General features: G+C 71.9%; 9 protein-coding genes. 2 read left to right on the plus strand and 7 right to left on the minus strand.

Annotation, left to right across the window (positions count from 1 at the left end; genetic code table 11):
• Positions 1-14 precede the first annotated feature (14 nt).
• The 3 genes from JGS39_RS12090 to JGS39_RS12100 form a co-directional block, all read right to left on the minus strand.
• Positions 15-1397 (minus strand): GH1 family beta-glucosidase, encoded by a 1383-nt coding sequence (locus JGS39_RS12090; protein WP_219568868.1) that lies wholly within the window; start codon positions 1395-1397, stop codon positions 15-17.
• A 337-nt stretch (positions 1398-1734) separates the two neighbouring features.
• Positions 1735-2394 (minus strand): TetR/AcrR family transcriptional regulator, encoded by a 660-nt coding sequence (locus JGS39_RS41640; protein ID WP_219568869.1) that lies wholly within the window; start codon positions 2392-2394, stop codon positions 1735-1737.
• An 80-nt stretch (positions 2395-2474) separates the two neighbouring features.
• Complete coding sequence (locus JGS39_RS12100; protein WP_219568870.1) at positions 2475-5009, minus strand: ATP-dependent Clp protease ATP-binding subunit; 2535 nt, start codon at positions 5007-5009, stop codon at positions 2475-2477.
• Between the two features lie 257 nt (positions 5010-5266).
• Between JGS39_RS12100 and argB the strand changes: the two genes are divergently transcribed.
• Positions 5267-6148: an acetylglutamate kinase gene (gene argB / locus JGS39_RS12105; protein WP_219568871.1), complete on the plus strand. Its 882-nt coding sequence runs from the start codon at positions 5267-5269 to the stop codon at positions 6146-6148.
• 79 nt (positions 6149-6227) lie between these two features.
• On the opposite strand, the gene JGS39_RS12110 is transcribed toward argB, so the two are convergent.
• Positions 6228-6749: a GNAT family N-acetyltransferase gene (locus JGS39_RS12110; protein WP_371930452.1), complete on the minus strand. Its 522-nt coding sequence runs from the start codon at positions 6747-6749 to the stop codon at positions 6228-6230.
• Between the two features lie 77 nt (positions 6750-6826).
• Positions 6827-7039 carry an MbtH family protein gene (locus tag JGS39_RS12115; protein ID WP_219568872.1) on the minus strand — a complete coding sequence of 71 codons (213 nt, stop codon included), beginning with the start codon at positions 7037-7039 and terminating at the stop codon, positions 6827-6829.
• A 216-nt stretch (positions 7040-7255) separates the two neighbouring features.
• Between JGS39_RS12115 and JGS39_RS12120 the strand changes: the two genes are divergently transcribed.
• Entirely contained in the window at positions 7256-8434 is a 1179-nt protein-coding gene (locus JGS39_RS12120) for an alpha/beta hydrolase-fold protein (protein ID WP_219568873.1), read from the plus strand.
• 389 nt (positions 8435-8823) lie between these two features.
• On the opposite strand, the gene JGS39_RS12125 is transcribed toward JGS39_RS12120, so the two are convergent.
• Positions 8824-10524 (minus strand): ABC transporter ATP-binding protein, encoded by a 1701-nt coding sequence (locus JGS39_RS12125; RefSeq protein WP_219568874.1) that lies wholly within the window; start codon positions 10522-10524, stop codon positions 8824-8826.
• Positions 10511-20582, minus strand: a 10072-nt coding sequence (locus tag JGS39_RS12130) for a non-ribosomal peptide synthetase (protein ID WP_219568875.1), incomplete at its 5' end; no start/stop codon positions are given. The genes JGS39_RS12125 and JGS39_RS12130, both read right to left, overlap by 14 nt.

The raw sequence follows: 20582 nt of genomic DNA on the forward strand, positions 1-20582 counted from the left end.
GACGGCTCCGCCGCTCAGGACCGCTGGGAGGCGATGAGGTCGCGGTACCACTCGAAGCTCGCCCGGGGCGTGCGCTGCCGGGTGGTGAAGTCGACCTCGACCAGACCGAAGCGCTGGTGATAGCCCTCGGCCCACTCGAAGTTGTCGAGCAGCGACCAGGTGAAGTAGCCGCGCACGTCCACCCCACGGGACACGGCACGGGCGATCGCGTCGATGTGCCCGGCGAGGTACTCGATGCGCGGCCGGTCGTGCAGTCCGGCCGGCTGCGAGCAGCCGTTCTCGGTGATCCACACCGGTGGAAGGTCGTTGCCGTATCGGGCCTCGAGTCCGGTGAGCAGCTCCGTGAGCCCATCGGGAACCACCGGCCAGCCGAACGCGGTCCGCTCGTACGGCTCTGCGGGCTCGGCCAGGTCGAAGGGCAGCGCGGCGGCGGTATCGGCCGGGGCGGTGACCCAGGTGGGGTTGTAGTAGTTGACGCCCAGCCCGTCCAGCGGTGCGGCGATCGTGGCGAGATCGCCCTCGCGCACGATCCCTCCCCAGCTCGGGTCGGTCATGCCGTAGGCCGACAGGTCGGGATACCTCCCCAGCAGCAGCGGATCGTTGAAGAGCCGGTTGTGCAGGGCGTCATAGGCGGAGGCCGCCGCCACGTCCGTGTCGTGCCGGGCGTCGTGGCGCAGACGGACGGGCGTGCAGTTGTTGGCGATCAGCACCTGCCCGCCCGGAACGGCAGCTCGCAGCGCCGCCGTCGCCAGGCCGTGGCCGAGCAGTTGGTGATGCGCGACGGGCAGTGCGTCCAGCATCAGTGCGCGGCCCGGGGCGTGGACGCCGAAGCCGTAGCCGAAGGACATGTGGACGAAGGGCTCGTTGAGGGTGATCCACCGCTTGACCCGGTCGCCCAGCCGTTCCGCGACCACGGCCGCGTACTCGGCGAAACGATGGGCGGTCGTGCGGTTCAGCCATCCGCCCTCGTCCTCCAGGGCCTGTGGGAGGTCCCAGTGGAACAGGGTGGGTACGGGCTCGATCCCGGCGCCGAGCAGCGCGTCGACCAGGCGGTCGTAGAAGTCCAGTCCGCGCGGCTCGATCCTGCCCGCGCCGGTGGGCAGGACGCGGGGCCAGGAGACCGAGAAGCGGTACGCGTCGAGCCCGAGGCGGCGCATCAGCGTGACGTCCTCGTCGAACCTGTGGTGGTGGTCGCAGGCGACGTCGCCGGTGTGGCCGTCGCGTACGGCCCCGGGGCGCCGTACGAAGGTGTCCCAGATGGACGCCCCCTTGCCGTCCTCGTCGGCGGCGCCCTCGATCTGGTACGCGGCGGTCGAGGCGCCCCAGACGAAGTCGGCCGGGAGCCGGGGAAGTCGAGTGGCATCGGTGAAGCTCGTCGTCACTGGCGCTGCCTTCATCGGTGGTGCGCGAGTCGCCCAGGTTCGGCCGCCCGCGCGGTGGCTCCGGAATCCTGCCGACGGTGGCTCTTCGCACCCCAACGGCAGCCCAGGGGGCGGCTGTTCGTGACCGGGGCGCGCCACCGAGGTGGGCCGCACCATAACATGAACTTTTGTTCATGTTCTATGGTTCGGGCGTGGCCAGGACCTGGCCGACGAGGAGGGCGGGCAGGACGGGCCGGGGCTTCCTTGCCACGGCTTACGACGCCCAGGATGGGCGCTGGTCAGCGGCGGAACCGGTCGGCCCGGAAGTCCGGAACCGTGGCCCGAGGCCCGGCGGGCCGCCGAGCGCCCCGGATCACCCTTCCGCGGCCGTCAGCCGGCCGCGCAGGTCCTCCCAGTAGGCGTTCAGCATCCGCTTGAGCTCGTCCACGGCCTCCAGGTCCGGCTCGCCGTCGCTCTTGAACACTTCGTGCAGCACGGCGTTGGCGGCCCACACCACCATCCGCGTTGCCCGTTGCGCCCGGTGACCGCCGGGCCCGCCGATGAGGTGCTCCACGATGCGCTGCAGCCCCTCGGCGATGTGCGCGTTGCTCGCCTCGTCGGCCCGCGCGAGCTCAGGACTGAGGTGCCGGCCGGCCCACAGAGCCATGCCGCCCGTCTGGGACCGGACGAGCTCGGCGTAGACGCCGACCATCGTGCCGACCGGGTCGGACAGGTCGCCCTCGACCGTACGCTCGACGAGTTCGTCGATGGCGGCCTTGAAGGCGTCGAGGTACCTCCGGCCCAGGGCGTCCACGATGGCGCCCTTGTCAGCGTAGAACTGGTAGATGCTGCCGACCGGCGTACCCGCCTCCTCGGCGATCCGCCGCGTCGTCAGCGCCTCGTACCCCTCCTGGGACAGGATCCGGTCGGCTGCGGCAAGGATGGCCTCGACCCGGGCCCGGCTGCGTGCCTGCTGCGGCTGTCTCCGTAGCCGCGCCCCTGATGTCGGCTGCCGCTCGCCTGCTTCCGTCACCACGTGCCCCCGGTCGTCCGATCACGCGAACGTAGCACGCGACCATGGAGCGGGGGCCGGCCATGCTGCCGGCCGAAGCACTACTGGGCGGCGTCGCTTCCAGCGGTGTCCGGCTGCTCCGCGACGCCCCCGGCCCCGCCCTTGCGCACCGTGCAGTGGAGCGAGTCGTCCCGCACGTCGGCGACGATCGTGTCCCCCGGGTCGCTCTCGCCGCTCAGGAGCAGAGAGGCGATGCGGTTGTCGAGTTCCGTCTGGATCGTACGGCGCAGCGGACGGGCACCGAACTCGGGCTGGTAGCCGTGTGCCACCAGCAACTTCTTTGCCGCTTCGGTCACTTCCAGCGTCAGGCCCTGCGCGCGGACACGGTGCTTGCTCCGGTCGAGGAGGTGTTCGACGATCTCCGACAGGTCCTTTTCGGTGAGGCTGTGGAAGATGATGATGTCGTCGATCCGGTTGAGGAACTCGGGCAGGAACCGTCCCCGCAGATCGTCCATCAGCTCGTCCTTGAGCTCGGCCGCGTCGCCCTGGTGGGCGAGGATGCGATGGGCGCCGATGTTGGACGTCATGATGACCACGCAGTGGCGGAAGTCGACCGTGCGGCCCTGTGCGTCCGTCAGATGGCCGTCGTCGAGAATCTGCAGCAGCGTGTTGAAGACATCGGGGTGCGCCTTCTCCACCTCGTCGAACAGCACCACGCTGTACGGCATGCGGCGGACCTTCTCGGTGAGCTGGCCGGCCTCTTCGTAGCCGACGTATCCGGGAGGTGCGCCGACGAGCCGGGCGACCGTGTGCTTCTCCTGGAACTCACTCATGTCGAACCGGATCATGCGGTCCTCGGCGCCGAAGAGCAGTTCGGCGAGCGTCTTGGCGAGTTCGGTCTTGCCCACGCCGGTGGGTCCCAGGAAGAGGAACGAGCCCACGGGGCGGTTCGGGTCACCCATGCCCGCGCGGTTGCGGCGCACGGCTTCGGAGACCGCGGTGACCGCCTCGTCCTGGCCGACGATCCTGGCGTGCATCTCCTCCTCAAGCCTGAGGAGCTTCTCCTTCTCGCCGGCGGTGAGCTGGGAGACCGGGATGCCCGTGCGGCGGGAGACGATGTCGGCGATGTCGGAGGCGGTGACAGAGACGACGCCTTCGCGGCGCTCCTCGATCCCCGCGAGCTCGCCCTCCACCTCGGCGATCTGCCGCTTCAGTTCCGAGGCCTTCTCGAACTCCTCGCCGGCGACGGCCTGGTCCTTCTCGCGTCGCAGTTTCGCGAGGCGGTCCTCCCGGCTGACGACCTCGGTGGAACGGCCGGCGCTGCGCAGCCGTACCCGGGCGCCCGCCTGGTCCATCAGGTCGATCGCCTTGTCCGGCAGGAACCGGTCGCTGATGTAGCGGTCGGACAGTTCCGCGGCCGCGGTCAGGGCTCCGTCGGCGAAGCGGACCTGGTGGTGCGCCTCGTACGCGTCACGCAGACCTTCGAGGATCTGCACCGCCTCCTCGACGCTCGGCTCGGGGATGAGGACGGGCTGGAAGCGGCGTTCGAGGGCGGCGTCCTTCTCGATGTGTCTGCGGTACTCGTCGATCGTCGTCGCCCCCACCACGTGGAGCTCGCCGCGTGCGAGTGCGGGCTTGAGCATGTTGCCCGCGTCCATCGCGCCCTCGCCCGTCGCGCCCGCGCCGACGACCGTGTGCAGTTCGTCGATGAAGAGGATGATGTCGCCGCCGGACGCCTGGACGTCCTCGATGACCTTCTTCAGCCGCTCCTCGAACTGGCCGCGGTACTGCGCACCGGCCACCATGCCGGACATGTCGAGGGAGACGACCCGCTTGCCCTTCAGGGAATCGGGCACTTCGCCGGCCACGATGCGCTGGGCCAGCCCCTCCACGATGGCGGTCTTCCCGACGCCGGGCTCCCCGATGAGCACCGGGTTGTTCTTGGAACGCCGCGAGAGGATCTCGACGGTCTGCTCGATCTCCTCGGCCCGGCCGACGACGGGGTCGAGCCGGCCCGCCTTCGCCTCCTCCGTCAGATCCCGGCCGAACTCGTCCAGGGTCGTCGAGGGCTCCCTGCCCGCGGCGGGAGCGCCCTCCGCCCGGGCCGCCCGGTCCGTCCGGCCCCGCAGCTTCTCCGTGTCCATGTCCTCGGCGCGCAGGAAACGGGCCGCACCGGAGTCGGGGTCCTCCAGGAGCGCACCGAGGATGTGCTCGGGGCCGATGTAGGACACTCCCGCCGCCTGCGAGCCCGCGTAGGCGGCGGCGAGGGTGCGCTTCGCCGCCGGAGTGAGTCCGGGCTCCGCGGAAGGTTCGCCCGCCTCCCGGGGCAGCACCTCGGCGATCCGGGCCGCGAGCGCGTCGACATCGACGCCCGCCTGAGCGAGGAGTTGCCGCGCGGGGTCCACCTGCGTGGCCGCCCACAGGAGGTGTTCCGTGTCGAGGTCGGAGGTCCCGTTCTCCGTCGCCTTCTGCGTGGCCAGGCCCAGGAGTTCGTGCGACGACTCCGTGAGGAGGCGGCCGATGGGCACCCGCTGCACGGCAGGTGGCGACGACGCCGGTGACGTACCGAAGAAGCGGTCGAGCATCTCGCTGAAGGGATCGGACGAACCGAAGGGTGAACCGAACGCCATCGACATGTCAGCTCCAGACGGGCAAAGGGGTTCTTCCACTCAAACCCGCCGCCCAGGGCTCCGCAAACGGAGTGGAACCGCTTCCCGGGCAGCCCGCGCCGCAGGCGACCCGAAACACCCGCGGCGACGAACGGACGGGACTGCTGGATCGCCACCCGGACCCGGTCGTTAAGGTTAGGCTAAGCTAACTTTTCGAACGGGGTGGGGCAGACATGACACCGGTCGTCACAGATCGCGTGAACCCGGACACGGATACGTCGACCGTGTCGGCGAGCAGGCCGGCAGAACCACGGCACCGTGTGGTCGTCGTCAAGTTCGGCGGCAACGCCATGGTGGACGCGAGCCTGCAACGCCTCTTCGCCCAGGACGTCGTGGAGCTGTGGCACGCAGGGCTTCACCCGGTCGTCGTGCACGGCGGCGGGCCCCAGATCAGTGCGATGCTGGACCGCCTGGGCCTGGAGAGCCACTTCGAGGCGGGCCTGCGCGTGACCACGGCGGAAACCATGGACGTGGTGCGCATGGTGCTGTCCGGCCGCGTCCAGCGGGAACTGGTCGGCCAGATCAACGCCCACGGGCCCTTCGCCGTGGGCATGACCGGCGAGGACGCGCACACGATGACGGCGGTACGACGGCCCGCCTATGTGGACGGCCGCCCGGTGGACATAGGTCTCGTCGGAGACATCGTGGACGTGAACCCCGGCATGGTGCGCGCGCTCCTGGAGCAGGGTCACATCCCGGTGGTGTCCCCCGTGGCCCGCGGCGACGACGGGCAGGTCTACAACGTCAACGCCGACCTTGCCGCGTCCGCGCTGGCCGTGGCCCTCGGGGCGGAACGGCTGGTCATGCTCACCGACGTGGAGGGGCTGTACGCGGACTGGCCCCGCAGCACCGAGGTGATCAGACACCTTACGGCCGACGCGCTGGCCGAGTTGTTGCCGGACCTCGCAAGCGGGATGCTGCCGAAGATGGAGGGCTGTCTGCGGGCCGTCCGGGGCGGCGTGCGCAGGGCGCAGGTGCTCGACGGCCGGGTGCCCCACGCCGTGCTGCGGGGCGTGCTCGGCGAGAACGGTCCCGGCACCACCGTGGTTCCGGACACCGCCGTCACGCCCGGCGCCGGCCCGGACCGCGACCTGAGCACCGTGTGACCGCTCGACGGCGCGACTCGGACCGCCACTGGACGTCAGGGGCGCGGCGCCACGGCGCCGCGCCCCTGACGCGGACGCTCTACACGGCCCTAGCGAGGATCCGCGCGTCGCGCCGCGGGTCCAGCGACTCCGCCCAGGCCCTGGGCGCCAGAGACGCGGTCGTCGAGGTGAATCCGTACCGCTGGAACAGCCGTCCGCCGCCGGTCGTCGCGGTGAACAGGGCACCGAGCGACCTCGCACGCGCCCTCGTCAGCGCGGAGCGCAGCAGCACCGCTCCCACTCCGCACCCCTGCCGGTGCCCGGCCACACAGAAGTTGTACAGAACACCCGCGGGCGCGCCGCCCTCCCCCGGGCCGGCCGGGTACACGCGCAGACCCACACAGCCTTCGAGCCGGCCTGCGGGACCCACGGCCACCAGGAAGTCGGCCGCCTGGGCGGCGTAGAGCGAGACAGGGCGCTCCCGCAGCGCGCCCGCACGGACGAAGGGCCTGGACAGGGCGGCCAGTTCGCCGGCGTCCTCCGCACGGGCGAAGCGTACGGAGGGCGCAGCCGCACGGAGCGCCCCCGCCTCAAGGGCAGGACGCGGCATGGTCGTGGTCAACGCATTCCTTCCCGGTTCCACGAGCGGGCAGCACGGCCGAACGGCAGCACCCCGGCTGCGGACCGGTGCTGAGCCGGTCAGGCGTCCGCGGGGACGGTGAGGGAACGGGGCCGCAGATCCGTCCAGTTGGTCTCGACGAAGTCCAGGCACGCCTCCCGGGTGTTCTCTTCGAAGGCGATCGTCCAGCCTCCGGGCACGTCCACGAAGGACGGCCACAGCGAGTGCTGGCCCTCATCGTTCACCAGGACCAGGAACCGGCCGTCTGGGTCGTCGAACGGGTTGGTGCTCATGTGTCAGTACCTCCTCGGGTCCGGCGGGCCGGTGACAGCCGCGCCGAGCGTGTTCTTCTGCCCGCCGGCGGGCCGGCGGCGCTCCCCGGGAGCGGGCCCGGAGAACGAGTTCGAATGATGAGCCAGGGATATGGAAGGAGAAGTCCAACTTAGGTTAGGCTCCCCTAATCACCCAGAGCTTAGCCTCTACCCTTCCCCTCTCACAAGGAGACGTTCATGCCCCCGGTGACCGAACGGATCCGCACCGAGAGCGACTTCGCCGGCTTCGGACTGACCGGCGCTCCCGGTACCGACGCGTTCTGGGCGGCGGCGCGCACGCCCGCGTCGGTACCCGCCGGCGACGGCGGCTGGGTATCGCTGTTCCTCTGGCGGGGCTCTCCGGCCACGGTCGACTTCGAGAGCTGGTCGGGGCCGGTCCCCCTGCGCCGGTGGCGCGACACCGACTGCTGGTACGCCGAAGTGCCCATGCCCGAACGGCTCCGCGTGACCTACCGGTTCCTCGTGGACGAAACACCGCACGCGGACCCGTTCAACCCGGCCGGCGCCGGCATGGACCGTTCCGTCGCCGCGACCCCGGACGCCCCCGCCCAGCCGCACTGGCCCGTGGTCGGCGCCGACGACGTGCTCCCCGTTCCGCACACCCGGCTCCGCTGGAACAGCGCACGGCTCGGCGGACGACGCACGGTGCGTGTCCACCCGGCCGGGGGCGGTGGACCGGTGGTGCTGCTCCTCGACGGGGACGACTGGCTGTACCTGCATCCGGCCATGGCCGCGTTCGACTCGGCCGTCGCCGAAGGCGGGATGCCGCCCGTCACGCTGGTCTTCCTGCCGGCCAAGGACCGGGCCGCCGAGTTCGCGGAGGGGTCCGGGCTGTGGGAGGCCGTCCGGGACGAACTGCTGCCGCTCGTCGCGGAGTCCGGAGTGACGGCGGACCCGGACCGGCTGGTGGTGGCCGGGCAGAGCCTCGGCGGGCTCAGCGCGGTGAACGCGGCACTGGACTTCCCCGAGCTGGTCTCCCGGGTCGCCTGCCAGTCGGGGTCGTTCTGGTGGGCACCCGGAGCGCCGGACCAGGCCGACCCTCTCGGCGGCCCGGCCGGCGGCTCCGTGGCCGCACGCCTGCGGGAGCGCCCCGACCTGACCGGGCTGCGGATCGCGTTCGACGTCGGGGAACACGAGACGCGGATGCTCCCCCACTGCCGGCCGGTCGAGACCCTGGCCGAGGAGGCGGGCGCGACGGTACGGGTATCAAGGTCACCGTCCGGCCACGACCGGGCAGGCTGGCGGCACGCCCTGCTCAGGGATGTCGCCTGGGCCCTCGGCGGGCGGCTTCACGCCCCGAGGAGCACGCAGGCGGGCGCTTCCGCGGCCTCCCGAAGCTCCGGACACGATTCCTGACGGCCGTGAGGCGGAGTGGGGACATGCCCACGTACGAGACGATGCCGTTCCACCTTCGGACCTAGCGGCTGCTGCTGCTGCCCTGGGCCGAGTCGGACGCCGCCGGCTTCCGCGCCCTGCTCTCCGAACGCGGCGACGGGACGCCCACGGTCGAACACGCCCGGACGTCCGTCGGGAAGCTGCTCACCGCGACGGCGACAACACGAAGGGGTCAGCCGCGCCGCATGTCCGCATCGCGGACGACGACACGATCTCGCCGTGTTCGCGCTGCTGCGCCCCGAGTGGGACGCGCTGAACCGCCCCCGTGCCTGGGATGCCTGAGAGACAGTAAGCGCGTGTTCCGGCGTCCTGTCCGGTGCGACACCTTCAGCGGCCGGCGCCCCGGCCGCTCACCTCGCCACCGCCAGGCAGTAGGCCTCGTCGGTGGCGAGGAGGTTGCGATGGGTGTCCTCGGCCGTGATGATCCCGTCGTCCAGGACGAGCACCCGGTCGGCCGCGTCCAGGACAGCCGGGCTGCTGGAGATCACGACGGTGGTACGGCCCCGGCGCAGCTTCACGAGGTTGCGCGCGATCAGCTGCTCGGTGACCGCGTCCACGGCCGTGGTCGGATCGTGCAGAACGAGGACGTCGGTGTCGGCGGCCAGGGCACGGGCCAGGGACAGCCGCTGGCGCTGTCCCCCGGACAGGTTCGCGCCCCGGTCGCGGATGGCGTAGTCGAGCCCGTCGCGGTGGAGCGCGACGACGTCGGTCAGCATGGACGCCTCCACCGCCTCGGGAACGGTGCGGCTGGTGCCCGCCGGGTCGATGTTCGTACGGAGGGTGCCCGCGAAGATCTCCCCGTCGTACGGGTTGACCAGCATGTGTTCACGGACGGCCTCGACCGGCAGCTCCGCGATCTCCCGCCCGCTGATCCGGACCGTCCCGTCGTACTCCTGCGGCGGGACGTTCACCGCCAGGATCGACGCGAAGTCGGCTGCCGCGCGCGGCTGATAGGCGGTGATCGCCACGAACTCCCCGGCGGCGACCCGGAACTTCAGCTCGCGCAGCGTCCCGTACCGGATGCCGTCGATCTCCAGGTCCCCGCCCGCGGCCGGGCGCTGCGGGCCCGGGGCGGACACCGGGGGTGCCGCCAGGACCAGCGCCATCCGGTCGGCCGAGGCGCGCGCCATCATCACGTACTTCGGCATCTCCGAGAACATCTTCAGCGGTTCCATGATGAACTGCGCGAGACCCACCGCCATGACGAGTTCCCCGATGGTGATCTGGCCGTCGAACGCCAGCCAGCCCGCCGTCAGGGTCACGGCGGCGGCCAGGACCGCGTTGAGGGCCTGTGCGGCGCCGGCGTACGCGCCGTTCACCCTGGCCACGGTGATCGCCTGGTGCTTCGCCTCCGTGCTGACCTTCCGGTAGGACACGAACGCCGCGTGGTTGCCGCCGAACCCGTGCAGCGGGCGCAGGCCGGTGATCAGGTCCGCGACCTTCGCGCCGGCCCGCGCCACCCGGGCCTGCTGTTCCTGGGTACTGGCGCCGATCCGCTTGGACATCACGCTGAGGATCGTCAGGATCACGACGGTTCCCATGATCACCAGCAGTCCGAGCCGGAGGTCCGCCAGGCCCAGCGCGACCGCCGCGACCACGACCGCGACCAGCGAGCTGATCAGCAGCGGCACCACCTCGATGATGTCTGCGGTGGAGTCGGCGTCCTCGGTGGCGATGGTCAGCACCTCGCCGGACTTCAGATCGATCTTCCTGTCCACGGGCTGGAGTCCGCACTCCGCGACCTGCACCCGCCAGCGGTGCGCCTCCGTCGTGTTGGCCTTCTGCAGGACGCGCATCCCGAACCGCCACGACAGTGACACGGTCGTGATGATCACGGCCAGCGCGCCGATCGACACCCCCAGCGAACCGGGGCTCCGGTCCTGGAGGGTGTGCTCGAGGATCAGCCCGAGCGCGATGGGGAAGGCGGTCTCGCCTGCCTGGTACAGGCCCATGAGGACGGTGCCCCAGGTCATGGCACCGAGGTTGCGGCGCAGCGCCGTCCGCAGGATGCCGGCTCCGCTGAGGGGCCGGTGGGGTTCAGGAGTTCGCATCGAGGTGACCGGCAATCGCTTCGGGGGTTCGCAGGGTGAGCAGGTCGCGGATCGTGATAACTGGACCGTACTCCCGGCGGAGCAGCCCGATCAGGCGCACCGCCAGCATGGAGTGTCCGCCGAGGGCCACGAAGTCGCTGACCGCGCTGACCTCGTCGTCGTCCAGGTCCAGTGCCTCGGCGAAGAACTCGCACACCGTGATCTCGGTGTCCGTCTCCGGTGCACGTTCGGCCACCGTCGTCAGCACGCCCAGCGGCCTGGCCTCCGGGAGCGCCTTGGTGTCGGCCTTGCCGTTCACGGTCAGCGGGATGCGGTCGACCTGCGCGTAGTGCGTGGGGCGCAGGAAGTCGGGGAGGGCGGCGCCCACCTCGGCGGCGACGGACGCCAGACCGGAGCCGTCGAGCACCAGGTACGCGGCCAGCCGGTACGCTCCGTCGACCTGTGGGTCGGGCTGGGCGACCGCGGCGGCGAACCGTACCGCCGGGTGCGCGGCGAACGCGGCCTCGACCTCGCCCGGTTCGACGCGGTGCCCGCGGATCTTGACCTGCTGGTCGGTCCGGCCCAGGTACACCAGGTTGCCGTCGGGGCGACGGACAACCAGGTCCCCGGTGCGGTACATGCGCTCGCCCGGTTCCCCGAACGGGCAGGCCACGAACCGGTGCGCCGTCTGCGCGGGCTGCCCGAGGTAGCCGCGGGCGATGCCGACACCCGACACGTACAGTTCGCCGGGCACGCCGTCCGGCAGGGGCCTGAGCCACGGATCCAGTACGTACACCTCGGTGTTGTCGATGGCTACGCCGACCACCGGGTCCTCGCACTCGAAGGTGCCGACGCCGAGGGTGTTGATGGTGTACTCGGTGGGTCCGTACAGGTTGTAGCCGGCCGTGCCCTCGGTCTCCGCGAGCCGCTGCCACAGTGCCGGGGTGACGGCCTCCCCGCCCAGCAGAACGAGCGCGGGGCGCCGCCCGGGGGTGTCGAGCAGTCCCTCGGCAACCAGTTGCTGCGCGTAGGTCGGGGTCACGTTGATCACGTCGATGCCGTGCTCCAGGCAGTACTCGACCAGCCGGGGCGCGTCGCGGCGCAGCTCCTCGTCGCAGATGTGCACCTCGTGGCCGTCGGCCAGCCAGAGCAGTTCCTCCCACGACATGTCGAAGGCGAACGACACGGTGTGCGCGATCCTGAAGACCCGGTTCCCGTGCTCAGCCAGCACCGGTTCGAAGATGCGCCGCTGGTGGTTGATCAGCATGTTGGTGAGTCCGGCGTACTCGGTCACCACGCCCTTGGGCTTCCCGGTCGATCCGGAGGTGAAGATCGTGTACGCGGGGTGCCTGAGGCGGTCCGGGTCCTCCGGCGCGAACGTGCGGAACGGCTCGGCCGCGGGCAGCGGACGGTCGAGCTCGATCAGCTCACCTGTCAGCCGGGGCGACACCGCGCCGACGGTGAGGATCACGTCCGGGCGGGCCGCTTCGATGATCGCGGCGATGCGCTCGTCCGGGTGGTCGAGCTCCAGCGGCACATAGGCGGCGCCGACGCGCAGTACGGCGAACAGCGCCACGATCGAGTCGAGGGAGCGCGGTATCGCGAGGGCCACGGTCCGCTCCGGTCCGATACCGCGGCCGGCCAGCACTCCGGCCACCGCACGGCTACGGTCCCGGAGTTCGGCGAAGGTCATGGCCGAACCGTGGGCGACGAGGGCGACGCGCCGCGGGTCACGGTCGGCCGCCCGGTCGAACCGGTCGACGACGGTGTCCGTGCCGACGTCCGTACGGGGGGCCGCTCCGGGCAGTGTGCCCACGCCGGGCAGCGCGCCGACCGGGCCGGCCGACCCGGCCAGGTCCTCCAGCACGCGGAGGTAGCCGTCGAGGAGGCGGCGGGCGCCCTCGGGGTCGTCGTCGCGGTGCTCCAGCTTGACGGTGAGCCGGTCGCCGGGCGTGACGACCCAGGTGAACGGGTAGTGGGTCGAGTCGTCGGCCCGCACCGAGGTGATGCCGTGCCGTGCGTTCATCTCGGCGAACGCGTCCAGGTCCAGGAAGTTCTGGAGCACGAACAGGTTGTCGAACAGGGTGTCGTGTCCGCTGGCCCGCTGGATCTCGCCGAGGCCCAGGTGCTCGTGCTCCATCGCCTCGACACGGGCCGTCTGGACGGCCGTCAGGTACTCCCCGACCGTGTCGTCCGGCCGGGCCCGCGTCCACATGGGCACGGTGTTGAGCAGGACGCCGACGATGCCGGACAGGCCTTCGCCCTCGCGGCCGGAGACGGTGACGCCGAACACGGCGTCGCTGCGGCCGGTGTGCGCGCCCAGCAGGAGGCCGAACGCCCCGGTCAGCACCGAGTTCAGGGTGACGCCGTGCGTCCTGGCCGCCTGCCGCAGCAGATCGGACAGTTCGGCGGACATCGTGTGGACGAGCGCACGCGGCAGTTCGTCCGTGACGGTGGGCTGCTCCCCGGCGAGCAGGGTGGGGCCGCCGAGTCCGTCGAGGTGGTCCGCCCAGAAGCGTTCCGCCACGGCGGGGTCCTTGGCGGCGAGCGCGCGGGCGTAGTCCTCGAAGCCGGGCGAGAGCGGGATCGCGGCCGGCGGTTCGCCCGCGAGGACGTCCCGGTAGGCGTCGAACAGGTCCCGCAGCAGGATCTCGCGGGACCAGCCGTCCCAGAGCAGCAGGTGGTAGCTCAGCAGCAGGCCGTCTCGGTCGCCGGGCAGGCGCACCACGGTCAGCCGGACCAGCGGCGGCTCGCCCGGGTCGAAGCCCGTGTCGCGGTCCCTGGCGCGCAGGGCGTCGGCCTCGGCCTCCGTCGCGACGGTGACCGTACGGACGTCGACGCGGCGGCCCGCGCCGAGGACCTGGACCGGGTTGCCGCGGTCGTCGGTGGTGAATCCGGCGCCCACGACCGGGTGCCGGGCGATCACGTACGCCATCGCCTCGGCGAGCGCGTCGGTGTCCAGGCGGCGGTCGAAGGCGAAGTAGCTCTGCGCGACGTAGTGTCCGGCCGTGCCCGCCATCTGGGCCTGGAAGTACAGGCCGCGCTGGAGGGGGGTGACCGGTGCGGTGCGCTCGGCCGTGGCGGAGGCCTCCGCGATGCGCTCCAGCGCGGCCCGCCAGTGCCCGGTGATCTCGTCGGGCATGCCGTCGGCGAGGGTGAAGGCCGCGTGCAGGCTGCCCGTGGTGTCGTCGGTCCACGCGTTGACCTCGACGGCGTACGGGCTGCCCTCGTCCGCGCCGGTGATGTGCGGCGCCCGGGACTCGCCGCTGCGGCCGAGGTAGTTGAACAGGACCTGCGGGCGGGCGGTCAGCAGCGGGGCCGTCTGCGGGTTGAGGTACCTGAGCCTGCCGTAGGCGATGTGCCCGTCCTCGTCGGGCTGGCGTCCGGCGACTTCGCGCGCCGCCTCGACGGGGTCGGTGTGCGCCGTGAGCCGTACGGGCGCGATGGCGGTGAACCAGCCGACCGTGCGCGTGTAGTCGTGGTGTTCCCGGACGGGGACACGGCCGTGGCGCTCCAGGTCGACGGCGAGATCGGTGGGTGCCGCCTGGACGTGGGTCAGTGCGGTGCGAAGTGCGCCGCACAGCAGCTCGGTGAGGCCGATGCCGAGTGCGGCGGGTGCGGTGCGCGTCACCCGGCCGCTCACCTCGGGCGCGAGCACGACGGTGGTCTCGCGCAGGCCCTCGACGCGGGGCAGCAGCGCGGGCGCCCCGAGCGTGGTGATCCACTCGCCGAGGCCGGTCACCTCGGCGCAGCGGGCACCCGTCGCTTCGGCGTACTCGCCGTAGGAGGTGGTGGGCGGCGCCAGGGCCGCTCCGCTCAGGGCGGTGGCCAGGTCGTCGAGGAGGATCAGCCAGGACACCGCGTCGACGGCGAGGTGGTGCGCGGTGACCACGAGAGTGCGGCTCCGCGGCATCCAGGAGAAGGCGACGACCTCCCCGGCCTCGGGGTTCAGGCGCCCGGCGGCTTCGTTCGCGGCGGCCGTCGTGTCGCCCGTCTCGGTGCGGACGACGGCGACCTCGCGGTGGGGCTCGGTACGCAGGGCCCACACACCGTGATCCACGTCCAGCTTCAGCCGGAGGACGGGGTGCGCGGCCACGACGGCGTTGGCGGCGCGTTCGACGTCATCGATCCCGGCGCCGTCGGGGACCACCAGCGACCGGGCCTGGGCGAACCGGGCGAGCGAACCGCCCAGTTCCCGCCTGCGCATGATGATCGGGGTCGGAAGCAGCGGGCCGTCCTCGCGGCGGACGGGCCCGGCGGCCGGAGCCGGCGGTGTGCGCGAGTCCAGTTGCCCGGCGAGTGCGCGCGGGGTCTTGAACAGGAAGACGTCCCGCGGTGCGATGTGAAGTCCGAGAGCTCTGGCCCGGTTGATGACGGTGATGGCGAGGATGCTGTCCCCGCCCGCCATGAAGAAGTCGGTGTCGGCGTCCACGTCGGAGCCCGGCAGTGTCTCGCCGAAGACGCCGGTCAGCGCGGCGAGCGCGGTGCCGGTCGTCGCCGGTGCGACGCCGTCCCGCGCGGCGCCGGTCACGACCGGCGCGGCCTCCTGCGCGGCGCGCGCGGTCAGGGCCTCGCGGTCCAGTTTGCCGTTGACCGTCAGCGGCAGCGCGTCGAGGAACCGCACCTGGCCCGGCACCATGTGTGCGGGCAGCTTCGCGGCCAGGAGTGCGGTGAGGTCGCCGGGCGCCCGGCCCACGACGTGCGCGACCAGGTGGTCGCCGCTGTCCGCCACGGTGACGGCCACGTCGACCACGGTGTCGAGCTCCCTGATCGCCGCCTCCACCTCGCCGGGCTCGATCCGGAAGCCCTTGAGCTGGACCTGGCCGTCGGCCCGGCCGGCGAACTCCAGCTCGCCGTCGAGCGTCCGGCGGGCGAGGTCGCCCGTGTGGTACATGCGGGAGCCGTCGCCCGCGAACGGGTTCGCCACGAACCGGCCCGAGGTGAGCCCGTGCCTGCCGAGGTAGCCGAGGGAGACCTGGTCGCCCGCGACATAGATGGCACCCACCTTGCCGGGTGCCACCGGCCGGAGCCGGTCGTCGAGGAGATAGGTGTCCAGACCGGGGATCGGACCGCCGATCGGGCTGACTTCGGCGCCGGCACCGAAGTCCTCGTCGGTGAGCACCCGGTGGGTGACATGGACGGTGGTCTCCGTGATGCCGTACATGTTGACGAGCTCGGGCGAGCGGGTGCCGTACCGCTCGACCCAGCCGCGCAGCCGCGCCGGATCCAGGGCCTCGCCGCCGAAGATGATCCGGCGCAGCGCGGTGGCCGGTTCTCCGGCGTGCCGGTCCGCCTCGATGAACCGGTAGAACGCCGACGGGGTCTGGTTGAGCACGGTGACTCCGCGCTCTCGGACCAGCCGGTGGAAGTCCACCGGGGAACGGGTCAGCGCGTAGTCCGGTACCAGCAGCTCCGCGCCGTGCGCCAGCGCGCCCCACAGCTCCCAGACGGCGAAGTCGAAGGAGTACGAGTGGAACTGGACCCACACGTCCTGCGGGCCGAAGTCCATGTCGGGACGGGTGTTCGCGAGCAGTGCCACGACGGAGGCGTGCGGGACGACGACGCCCTTGGGCCGGCCGGTGGACCCGGACGTGTAGATCACGTACGCGGGGTCTTGCGGGCGGGCAACCGCGGTCTGCGGCGCCGTCCCGTCCGCCTGCGGCGGTTCGTCCCCGAGCACGAGCACCCGGGCCCGTACTCCGGCGCGGGCCAGCAGACCGGTGAACCGGTCGCGCTGCTCACGGTCCACGAGTACGGCCTGCGGCGCGGCGTCGGCCAGGATGTACGCCAGCCGTTCGTCCGGATACGCAAGATCCAGCGGGACGTAGGCGCCGCCCGCGGTGACGATGGCGACCAGGGCTACGACCTGTTCCAGGGAACGAGGTACGGCGACGGCGACACGTCCGCCCGGTCCGACGCCGGCCGCTCGCAGCGCCGCGGCCAGCTCGTCCTTCGCCGACGCCAGTTCGCCGTAGGTGAGCGACCTGCTGTCGCCGTCGAGGGCGCACTGGGTGACGGCGACGGCGGCCGGGTCGCGGAGAGCGGCGGCGTCGAACAACGCGCCCAGGGTCGTCGGTGCGAGCACGGCGGGGCGCCGGCCGTCCTCGGACGCCAGCTCCTCGACCCGTGCGTCCGGCCGGGTGAGCAGACCGGTCAGCGTGCGGGTGAACGTGCGCAGGATCTCAGCGGCGCCGGACTCCCGGAGCAGCGCGCCGTCGTAGATCAGGTTGAAGCGCGGCCGGCCGTCGTGTGTGCGTTCCACGACCAGGGTCAACGGGTAGTGCGGGGCCCCCTCGTTGACGATGCCGGTGATGACCAGTTCGTCACCGGGCCGGCGCAGCGCGGCCACGTCGGTCGCGACGTCGAACACGACCAGGGTGTCGAAGCGGGCACCGGCGCCGGTCAGCCTGCCGATCCGCGCCAGCGAGACGTGCTGGTGCGGCAGCACGGCGCTCTGGTGCTCCCGCACCGAGGCCAGCAGGCCGGCGGCCGTCGTCGTCGCACCCCAGCGGGCACGTACGGGAATCGTGTTGATGAACAGGCCCACCATGTCGGCGATGCCCGGCACCGCCGCGTCGCGTCCTGACACGGTGGAGCCGAACACGACGTCGTCGCCGGGCAGGATGCCGCCGAGCGTCACCGCCCAGGCGCTGTGCACGGCCACGCTCAGGGGGACACCGGCCGCCCGGGCTGCCGCGTCGACGTCGGCCGACGGCTCCACGGCCGTGTCGGCGAACCGGTCGGACGGGATGTGCCCGTCGGCGACCAGCGAGGGGCCGGGCAGGCCGGCGAGCTGCTCGCGCCAGACCCGGTCGCTCTCGTCGTCGTCCCGTCCGGCGAGCCAGTGCACGTAGTCGGGGAAGCCGCCGGTCCGGTAAGCGGTCCCCGGCCGGTGGTACTCGGCCAGCAGTGTGCGGAGCATCGGCGGCACCGACCAGCCGTCGGCGATGATGTGGTGCACGGTCTGCACCAGCACGTTGCGGCCGGCGCCGTCGCGGATGAGCGTGTAGCGCATCAGCGGGCCGGTGGCCAGGTCGAACCCGGCGCGGCGGTCCCGCTCGGCGTGGTCGTGGATCTCGGCGTCGGTGATGCCGGGGCGGTCCAGTGTGGTGAAGGGCGCCTCGGCGCCGCTCTCCAGCACGGAGACGACCCGGCCGTCCGCGAGCGGCACGAAGCGGGCGGCGAGGTTGGGGTACAGCGTGAGCAGCCGGGTGGCCGCCGCCGCGAGTCGTCCGCCGTCCACCTCGCCCTCCAGCGTCAGCAGCTGCTGCTCCACGTAGCTGCCGGCCGAGTCGTCGTCGAAGACCGAGTGGAAGTACAGGCCTTCCTGCAACGGGGTCAGCGGCAGGATGTCGCACAGTCCGGGGCCGTCCAGGGCGTCGACGTCGGGCTGGGTGAGCGGCAGCGGGGCGAAGTCGCTGGGCGAGTGGCCGCCGTGTTCGAGCGCGGCCAGCCCGGTGAGGGCCTCACGCAGGTAAGCGCCGACGACGGTGATGTCCTCGTCGGTGAACACGCCGTCGGGCCAGGAGATGGTGGTGACGAGTTCGTACCCGCCGCCGGTGGCGGCCGGCTCGGCGATGAGGTTGAACTCCAGGGCGCGCCGCAGGCGCATCCTCGGGTCGCGCTTCTCGCCCAACTGCCCGGTGGAGCCGGCGAGCTGCCAGTCTCCGGAGGAGTCCGAGTCGAACCGGCCCAGGTAGTTGAACAGCACCTGGGGTGCGGGTGCGTCGAACCGGGCGCCGGCCAGGTACCGCAGGGCGCCGTAGGAGAGACCGTTGCCCGGGACGCCGGCGAGGTCCTCCTTGACCCGCTTCAGCGCGGCGGCCAGATACGCGGGTGAGGTGAGGTCGGCTGCGGCGCCGGGGTCGACGGTCACCGGGAAGAGGGTGGTGAACCAGCCCACGGTCCGCGACAGTTCAGGTTCGAAGCCGGCTGCGTCCGCGACGAAGCGTCCCTCGCGGCCGTGGCCCTCCAGTTCGATGTGGGCGAATGTCTGGTCCCGGCCGAGGTCGCGGCGCCACCGGGCGAGGGCGACGGCGAGCGCGGTGAGCAGGACGTCGTTGACGCCCGCGTGGAACTTCGCCGGTATCTCGCCGAGGAGCGCCGCCGTGATCCCGGGTCCGACCGATACCGTCCGTTCCCGCTCGCTCGCCACGGTGTCGGCGACGGACAGGGCGCGCCTGCCCAGGAGCCCGTCCACATCGGGCAGGGGACGCGCGAAGTGGGCACGGTCCGCGTCGAACGGGGTGCTTGCGAGCAGCTCGGTCCAGCGCCGGAACGACGTTCCCACCGGGGGCAGTTCGACCGGTGCGCCGGCGGTGGTCTGCCGCCATGCCGTGGCCAGGTCCTCCATCAGGACGCGCCAGGAGACGCCGTCGACGACCACGTGGTGAACGACCACGACCAGTTCCCGCGCCTCGCGGCGCCATACGGCCCGCAGCATGACTCCGTGGTCCGGGTCGAGTCCGGCGGTGGCCAGCTCGACGCAGGCGTCGAGCGGCAGGCCGCTCTCCTGCCACCCGGCGACGGTCTCCCCTGCCTCCGGGATGTCGAAGCTCCAGCGCTCACCGCGCACCAGCCTGGCCCGCAGCATGTCGTGCCGCCGGACCACGGCGGTGAGGATCCTGTCGAGGGTTTCGGCGCTCAGCTCCGGCGGGGTGTTCAGCACCACCGACTGCACGAAGCCGTCGACCGCGTCGGTGACCTCGCCGAGCCACTGGACGATGGGGGATCCCACGACGGGCCCGGTCGCCACGTCGTCGTCCTGCGCCGTGGAGGCGTCCTCGCGGCTCGCGACCGCGGCAAGGGCGCCGACGACGCCGTGGGCGAAGATCTGCCGTGCGGTGACGTGGAGCCCCGCGTCCCGCAGCGCGCTCAGCAGGGAGATCGCCAGGATGCTGTCCCCGCCGAGCCGGAAGAAGTCCTGGTCGACGCCGACCTCGTCCAGCCTCAGGACCGCGGCGACGGCCGCGCAGACCACGCGTTCGTTCTCGGTGGTGGGCTGGAGGACCGGGCCGGCCGAGGTCACGGGTTCCGGCAGCGCGGCCCGGTCCAGCTTGCCGTTGGCGGTGAGCGGGAACTCCTTCATCACGACCGTGTGGGTGGGCACCATGTACTCGACCATGTGCGCGTCGGCCCAGGCCCTGACCTCGTCGGCGTGCAGGTCCTCGTGCCCGGCGGCCGGGATCACGTACCCGACGAGGTAGGTGCCGCCCGCCGTGTTCTTCCTGGCGACGACACAGCTGTGGCGCACCGCGGGGTGTTCGGCGAGACCGGCCTCGACGTCCTCGATCTCCAGCCGCATCCCGCGGATCTTGATCTGGTTGTCGGCCCGGCCCAGGAAGTCCAGTGAGCCGTCCGGGGCGAACCGCGCGAGGTCACCGGTCCGGTAGAGCCGGGAGCCGTCGGCCGCGAACGGGTTCGCCACGAAGCGGGACGCGGTCAGGCCGGGAGCGTTGACGTATCCGCGGCCCAGGAGGAAGCCGCCGACGTACAGTTCGCCGCCGGCCCCGACCGGGACGGGGCGCAGTTCGTCGTCCAGCACGTACAGCTGGGTGTTGGGGTTGGCCCTGCCGATCGATGTCGACAGGCGTTCCGCCGCGCCCCGGTAGATGACGTGCGAGACGCCGATGGTCGTCTCGGCGGGACCGTATCCGTGGTACATGGGGATGTCGAGGCGGGTGCGGAAGCGTTCGTAGAGCTCGGGGGTCAGCACCTCACCGCCGCACCACACATGGCGCAGGCTGTCGAGGCGTCCGGAGTCTCCCGCCATCTCCAGCAGGACGTCCAGCATGGACGACACCAGGTAGGTGAAGGTGACGCGCTGCTCGGCGATCACGCTCAGCAGATGGTGCGGGTCGCGTTCGCCGCCGGGCCGCAGCACCACCAGCCGGCCGCCGCACACGAGCGGCAGGAAGATCTCGTTGATCGAGATGTCGAAGGACAGCGGCGCCTTGAACAGGGACGCGTCGTCGTGGCCGAAGTGCAGGATCTCCTCGACCTGCCACAACAGGCGTTCGCTGATGGCCTCGTGACGGATCATGGCGCCCTTGGGCCGGCCGGTCGATACGGAGGTGAAG

It is taken from the genome of Streptomyces poriferorum (assembly GCF_019399235.1).
Classification (GTDB): Bacteria; Actinomycetota; Actinomycetes; order Streptomycetales; family Streptomycetaceae; genus Streptomyces; species Streptomyces poriferorum.